General features: G+C 67.1%; 7 protein-coding genes. 5 read left to right on the forward strand and 2 right to left on the reverse strand.

What is annotated here, in order from left to right:
- Positions 1-335 precede the first annotated feature (335 nt).
- Entirely contained in the window at positions 336-1,556 is a 1,221-nt protein-coding gene (locus tag AC0680_RS36060; protein ID WP_478637255.1) for a lipase family protein, read from the reverse strand.
- 825 nt (positions 1,557-2,381) lie between these two features.
- On the opposite strand from AC0680_RS36060, the gene AC0680_RS36065 reads away from it, so the two are divergent.
- Both AC0680_RS36065 and AC0680_RS36070 read left to right on the forward strand, forming a co-directional pair.
- Entirely contained in the window at positions 2,382-2,897 is a 516-nt protein-coding gene (locus AC0680_RS36065; protein ID WP_478637256.1) for a hypothetical protein, read from the forward strand.
- Between the two features lie 252 nt (positions 2,898-3,149).
- Positions 3,150-4,109 (forward strand): ADP-ribosylglycohydrolase family protein, encoded by a 960-nt coding sequence (locus tag AC0680_RS36070; RefSeq protein WP_478637257.1) that lies wholly within the window; start codon positions 3,150-3,152, stop codon positions 4,107-4,109.
- 448 nt (positions 4,110-4,557) lie between these two features.
- Here AC0680_RS36070 and AC0680_RS36075 read toward each other — a convergent pair whose 3' ends face one another.
- On the reverse strand, positions 4,558-4,980 hold the full coding sequence (locus AC0680_RS36075) for a hypothetical protein (RefSeq protein ID WP_478637258.1): 423 nt from the start codon (positions 4,978-4,980) through the stop codon (positions 4,558-4,560).
- A gap of 113 nt (positions 4,981-5,093) precedes the next feature.
- Between AC0680_RS36075 and AC0680_RS36080 the strand changes: the two genes are divergently transcribed.
- Genes AC0680_RS36080 through AC0680_RS36090 form a run of 3 tightly spaced genes read left to right on the forward strand, consistent with a single transcriptional unit; the run spans position 5,094 to position 6,340 of the window.
- On the forward strand, positions 5,094-5,513 hold the full coding sequence (locus AC0680_RS36080) for a hypothetical protein (RefSeq protein ID WP_478637259.1): 420 nt from the start codon (positions 5,094-5,096) through the stop codon (positions 5,511-5,513).
- A 21-nt stretch (positions 5,514-5,534) separates the two neighbouring features.
- The gene (locus tag AC0680_RS36085; RefSeq protein ID WP_478637260.1) at positions 5,535-5,711 is read left to right on the forward strand and encodes a hypothetical protein; all 177 of its coding nucleotides are present in this window, start codon (positions 5,535-5,537) and stop codon (positions 5,709-5,711) included.
- A gap of 11 nt (positions 5,712-5,722) precedes the next feature.
- The gene (locus AC0680_RS36090) at positions 5,723-6,340 is read left to right on the forward strand and encodes an HAD family hydrolase (protein ID WP_478637263.1); all 618 of its coding nucleotides are present in this window, start codon (positions 5,723-5,725) and stop codon (positions 6,338-6,340) included.
- Positions 6,341-6,935 lie beyond the last annotated feature (595 nt).

The raw sequence follows: 6,935 nt of genomic DNA on the forward strand, positions 1-6,935 counted from the left end.
ATCCCCCGGTTGAGCCCGAGTCGGGCGTGACCGGCGGTGAGCTGCGAGACTAGCTCAGACCGCTATCAAGATCCAAAAAGCGGCAGGGTGAACAAGATCACCTCGTTAGCAGCATTACGGACACATCCCGCCCTAGTGCCCCATCAGCCAATGTTTGCCTGCCACGGCGCACGGTCCAGGTCTCGCTATGGGCTATGGGCTATGGGCTATGGGCTGCTCCACGATGCCGGCTCGGTGACAGACGGCGCGAGCGACACCACGGCTCGCTCGCCCGGCAGTGGAGCGTCCGCGCCGACCTGGGTGTCCTCACCGCCGAAGACAGCCGGCGGCGCGCATCAGTCGGTCTTCGCCGACTTGTCGAAGAACCTGACGATCTGGGGCAGGGCTTGCCGCACCGTTCCGTTGTGGTCGTAGTCTCCGACGTCGGTCAGCCGGCGTGCGGCGCCGTTCCTCGCCAACTGGTCGGCGCAGTACACCGCATGACTGAAGTCGACGTCCTTGTCGCTCCGGCCGTGGAAGATCTCCACCGGTACGTGCGGTCGCCAGTCGCAGGTGTTGTCCATCGGGCGAAGCCTGTCCTTCAGGACACCGTCGGGCTTGCGGACCTTTTTCAGGAAGTCCTCGGTGAACAGGTCCTTGGAGGCCGACGGAAGTTCGCTGGCGATCTGCCCGGTGGTGTGATGGCCGTCGAAGAGACCCTCCACCTTGCTGTCGTAGGGGGAGCGGAAGACATCGCCGGGCGACGCGTAGAGGCCGTACATCCTATTCCAGGCGGTGACGAAGTAGGCGAGGTAGAGGCCGGATTTGACGATCTTGTCGTCGGCCGCGGCGGCCTCGAAGGCCGAGAGGTTGTAGGGGCCGCTGACCGGGGCGAGCGCCCCCAGCCTGAAGTAGCGGTCGGCGCCCTTCTGCTCGAGCGCCCGTCCTACCAGCATGGTCGCGGGGCCGCCCTGCGAGAACCCGCTGACCTGAACCTTCCGCTTCAGCTCCCGGCCGTGCCGGTGGGCGAAGGTCCGGGCCGCGCGCAGGCCGTCCACCGAGGCGGCGACGGTGGCCCGAGGGTCACCGTAGGGGTGGAAGCCTTCGCCCGAGCCGAGGCCCACGTAGTCGGGCGCCGAAACGGCCCGCCCGGTCGAGGCGAACAGCAGGGCGACGAGCCGGTCGTTCGACTTCGGATTCTCCGAGGCGACGTCCTTGCGGTAGACGGTGGTGCCGTGCAGCCAGGAGACGGTGGACAGGTGGCGCGCCCCGTTCTTGGGCAGGACGACGAGCTGGCTCGCGGTCGTGGGGGCGCCCGCGCTGTCAGTGGTGCGGTAGGTGACCCGATAGGCGGTCACTCCGTAGCGGACCTGGGACGAGTCGATCTTGCCCCGGAGTTCCCCTGCTACTTCCTCCGCTGTAAGGTCGGCCGCTTGCTCGACGGAGACGACGGCCCCGCCTTGTGTCCGCTCGCTGTGGGAGCCGGCCGCCACCGAGACCGGAGCCAGCAGGGCGGACGCACTGCCGAGGACCGCCGCACCAGCCAGAATTCGGACTTTCGTTCGCCGTGAAGTCATGGATGGATCTTGCCCGTCGACGGCGCCGCTGGGCCATGGAGCGACCCCCCGGGCCGCAAGGGGGGAAACCCCCTCAGGGCCCGTAGGGGATGCCGGACGCCCCACCACCCCGCCTCGTGTGCACTGCCGCAGTAAATGCGTGTGCCTCGCCTCTGCGGCCGGAATCGCCCGCGGCAGGTCGTGCTGATCGTGGCAGGGGCTCCTGCTGGAGTAGTTCCGGCTTACTGCGGCATCACCCTGTTGAGCCGCCAGGCGAGCGACAGAAGTCCGATAAGCCGCCCTCAAGCGGAGCCGCAGCGGCACAACCGGTCCACGTACGGCTTCGTCATCAGCTGCCGGCTGCTGCCGCCCAGCCGGCTTCCGCACCATGTGCCGCCTGTCTCCCTGCGTGAACACCGCGCTCTCCGGCCCAACTCATCGTCCCACCTGCTGTGTTGCCGATGAGGCGGGTGATCGCGGTGTTCAACCGTAAGCCGCAGCGCGGCAGGCTGGGGAATGGTGGCCGCGGTGGCCGCGGCCTGGCGACGCCGCTGCACACGAGCCGCCTCGATCGGAGCCGGCCCGCCGGCCTGGTGGTCCCCGTGAAACCGAGGTCCCGGTAGACCCAGAGGACTTGGCGGACTTGGCGGACTTACATTGGGGCAGGGACGGGGGGCGGCGCACCGCACTAATCAGGGTGCGTCGAATCGGCGACGGCACTCATCACCTTTGGGCGCATATCTGGGCCATACGCCCCGTATACCGATGAGAGGTCCTTCGCCGCTCCCACACACTGGGTTGGTGACGGACACATGGAGTGTGCTGGTCCCCTCTGTGGGGGCGGTCTTGACCACGCTCATCGGCGTTTTCGCCGGCAGTGTGGTCAGCAGGCGGGCGCAGGATCGTAGTTGGAATCGCGATCAGCAAGTGGCGGCGTGTTTGCGTGTGCTGCAGGAGTCATCCGCCGCATTGACGGCGTTGAGCGTGATGGAGGCAAGTCGTCCTGCGTCCGCTCCGCAGGGGATGGTCGTCTCGACCACGGTTGACTGGAACCCCTGGAACGAGGCGATCAGCCTGGTCAACGTTGTTGCCGACCGTGATGTCGCGGAGGCCGCGCATGCCCTCGACGAGCAGTTGTGGCGTATGCACATAAAGATCCGACGGGGTCTGACTCCCGACGAAAGCTGGCTGGACCTGCAGGCCGGGGTGACCGCGGCCCGGTCCGATCTCATCATCACCGCGCGTCGTCGGTTATCCCTGGCAGGGGATTCGCTCCCGCGTCTGTCGGGGCGTCCGGCGCCGGATGATCCGGTTTGGCCTACCGCGCATCCCGGTCACCGGGGAAATCCAGATCGAGTTTAGGGTCGCTCCTGGCGCAGAAAGGGCGAACAGCGGCCCCACCCACGTTGATCCGCCAGCCCGCCACTCAACCCGGCGCCTGTTGCAAGGCTGGCAGCGCGTCGAGGACGGTGTCAGCGGCGGGCGAGCAGGCGGGCCGGCTCCTGCGAATCACCCCACGGTGGCGGGTCGTTGTTCTGCAACTTCCTGTCTCCGGAAGCTGGAAGAAGAATTGGCCGGTGTGGCTGCCGTGCGTGACGCCGATAGCCTGCGCGAATGAAGCGTATGGAGCGAGCCGTCGCGACCGTTGTCGGCTCGGCGGTGGGTGACGCGCTGGGAGCCCCTTTCGAGTTCGGTCCCCCAGGTGCGTTCTCTGGCCGGTTCCCAGAACCAGGGTGCGGTGGCGAGATGTGCGGAGGCGGCGGTTGGGAACCGGGCGAAGCCACGGACGACACGCAGATGGCCGTTCTTGTCGCGGAGTCGCTACTGCAGCGGGGCGGACTGGACTTGCCGGACATCTTCGCCCGCTTCCAACGATGGGCCGCGGCTGACCCCAAAGACATCGGCCTGCAGACCGAGGACGTGCTGACAAACGCCATGCCGTGGGATCGGGCCGCCGCAGTGCATTTCCAAGTCAACCAGCGAGCGGCCGGCAACGGCTCCTTGATGAGGGCATCGACATCTGCGGTCCACTTTGCAGGTGCCGGACAATTGCCGACGATGGATGCCGCACGGCGCATTGCTGCTCTTACCCATGGCGACCGCGCCGCTTGGGAAGGCACCGCCATATTCCACGAACTTATTCGCCTCACCCTGGAAGGCGCCGATCCCCTCCGCGCCCTTCCTGACGTTCTGGATCTCGTCCATCCCGACCATCGCCGACGATATGCCACAGTCCTGGCTGCCGATTGGCACCCCGACCAGGCAACCGAGTTCAACGGTGCGGTCTGGCCCTGCCTGGGGTCTGCGGTGTGGGCCCTGCGCAGCACGACCAGCTTCGAGGACGCCCTTCGCGCGGCGATCGACGTCGGCGGTGACACAGACACCGTCGCCGCGGTCACCGGAGGTCTCGCGGGCGCGTACTACGGGCTGGAGGCGATTCCCGCCCGCTGGACCGAGCCCTTGCATGTTCCCCTGCCCGGGTTCGGCGGGCGGGTGCTGCGTATGGCCGATCTCATCGATCTCGCCCGTCGCCTCAGGGCTGATGAGGACTGCCGCGGTGGTGACGAGGACTGACGCGATGGTGACGAGGACTGACGCGATGGTGATGAGGACTGACGGGGTGCTGACGGGGACCGCCAGGGACTGAAGCGGTCAGCGGTTGAGCTGGGCCATCAGCTCACGCTTTGCTGCGCGCACCGCGGCGAGGTCCTCGCTCCGTTCCACCAGCCCCGATTGAGGGCGAGAACGTGCTGCTCCACCTCGCCGATCCGGCGGGTGAGCGTCTCGATCTCCGTCGGGGCGCCAAGGCCGGAAGTCTCCCAGGCTGCCTGTTCCGCCGCTCCTGCTGACGGCCGCCGCGCCCTCGCCGCCGGCGTCACGTTCTCGCCTGGCCCGCTGCGGTCGCTCCGGTCACTGCAGTCGCTCCGGTCGCTCCGGCTGGTCCTCGCCACTCGATCCCGGTGAGGGCCGGACAGGACTTCTCCATGCCAATGTCAACCGCGCCGAGTGCTGACTTGAAAGTTCACTCACCAACCGGTTCGACGGTGGCCTGGATGGCTCGCGCTCGAAGGCGGACCGCCAGTGCCTCCATCTCCACGAGCGTGCCGACAAGTCCGGCATCGGCGAGTCGAACAGCCTGTGTTCGGGCTTCCCTCAAAGGCAGTCCGCTTGCATCGCGCAGGGCCTTCATCACCGGAACGAGGTCCGACACGTCTCCAGTCAGGCGAAGTCGCGTCGGCCCGTGGGCTTGCAGCAGGGCTTGTCGAATGTTCTCGGGTGTCATGGGGCCGCTGTCTTGCTCGCACCACACGCTGAGGCAGTCCTCACAGCGTCCTTCGGTGCCCCAGCGAAGCACGCCACGGTCGATGAACTGGCCGACATCACAGATCGTGGTGCCTCCGCAGGCACTGCACCGACCTGTGACCTGCACTCCTTGCGTGACCACAGGCGGAACTCCTTCACGTCATGGGGCAATGCCGACGGGATCCTCCCTGAGAGACAGCGGCTGAGTCCATGTGTAGCCTGCCGACCTGTTCGAACTGAACGAGGGGGCTGAGGGTGGACGCGGAACGCCGGCATGACGGCATCCAGCTTCCTGAAGGGTCCTGGTGGGACTGGGACGTCATCGCCTGGGACGCCGCTGAGTTCCGGCTGGCGGCCGGGCACGATCTCACCTACTACCACGGCTTGGAGCTGGTCTTCGGCGGTCCGATCCTCGTCAGTTGTCCGGCGACGTTTCTTGATCCGGCCTTTCGCGCACCGACGAGCGAGGAACTTGTGAGAGTCACTCGTCAGCTCGGTGAGGAGCCGCCCGTCCTCGTCGCCTTCGAGGCGGACGCGGGCGGACCGGACCCCGTCTCCTGCCTGATCGCCGCGGAACGGATCGAGGTCGTGCGGGAGACCGTTCTGCGGTACTGGCGCGACGACGTAGCTCCAGGTCAGCGGTTTGCGCCGTGGGTGCGGCCTCCGGTGCCGTAGGCGCGCTCAGCGGTCACCGCCATGGCAGACGGAGTGGAGAAGGCCGCCGCTTCGATTGAAGCTGCGGCCGTGCTCAAGACAGTGGTAGAGCTGCCCGATATTGCGGTTGAAGAGGTTGCGCTGGGTGGCGGCGTGCTGGGGCCTGTGCCCGGTTGTGATCCAGCAGTGGACGAGCACCGTGCTATTCATGGGCGGTGACGGCTTCCGAGATGTGCAGCAGGCCCTTTGACGCGGTGCTGTGCGACCTCGACAACGTGATCCGCTTCTACGACATGGCTCCACTGGCTGAGCTGGAACGTGCTGCGGGGCCGGCCGAGGGCACCACCACGAGGGTGGCCTTCACCCCGGAAATAGACCTGCCGCTCCTGCTCGGCCAGATCACCAAAGAGCAGTGGGTGGACGCCATCGCGTCAGCGCTCTCCGACCAAGTACCCCAGACGCACGCCCGTCGGCTGGGCATGGCGCTTGCCCATGCTCCGTTCCAGGCCGACGACACGGTGGTGGCCCTGCTGCACCGGGTACGCAGACACATGCCCCTGGTCCTCGTAACCAACGCAACCCTGGAGCTGGAGCGCGACCTTGAGTCGATGGGGCTGACGGATCTCGCGGACCATGTCGTCAGCAGTGCCCAGGTGGGGGTGGCCAAGCCCGACCGGGAGATCTACGAGATCGCAGCCCGCCGGGCAGGAACCGCCACCAGGCAGTGCCTGTTTGTGGACGACCGGCTGGAGAATGTCGAGGCCGCCATCACCCTCGGGATGACCGGTGTGCACTTCCACGAACCTGCCGACCTCCAGCAGGCTCTGCGCCTCGTGCTCGACGATTGACAGGCCCCAATCCCCCAGTGCCAGCCGGGTGGAGGGCCCGTTGGGATTCCGCCTCATCACTGGTCAGGCAGCTGACAACACCCGTTTCATCGCCGATCTTGAGGGCGAAAAGGTGCGCGGAGTAGTCGGGCGGTGCGCACCCGTCCCCACGCGGTCGCCGCCGGCAAGGCGTACTCCTCACGTGCCAAGCCGCGCCTACCTCTGATTCACCAGTGGCCGGTCCGGCCAGGGTGACCACATACGACAGCTTCTAGTCCCCCTGATGGCGCTTCTTGAATCTGGCTCTGTCCGCAGTTCCGTGAATGATCTCGTGGGGTGAAGCGGCGGATCACGTGCCGCGCGTGCACCACCGGGTCAGATCATGCGGGTGTCTGTGGATCTACGCGTCCCAGCACGTCGGCGAGAGAAACCCCGGTTCGTGCCGCTGTGATTCGGCGCGCTCGCAACTGGGCCCGGGTACGGGGGCGGAACTTGGGGTCCTTGCCGCAGCCGCAGGGTTCGCGGCCCTCGTAACGCAGTCCGGCAGCCAGCACGGCTGCCACGACCGTCCACGCCTTGGTGTCTCGGCGCCGTGGTGCCGCGAAGTCATGGCCGG

This window comes from Streptomyces sp. NPDC043738 (genome assembly GCF_056436545.1).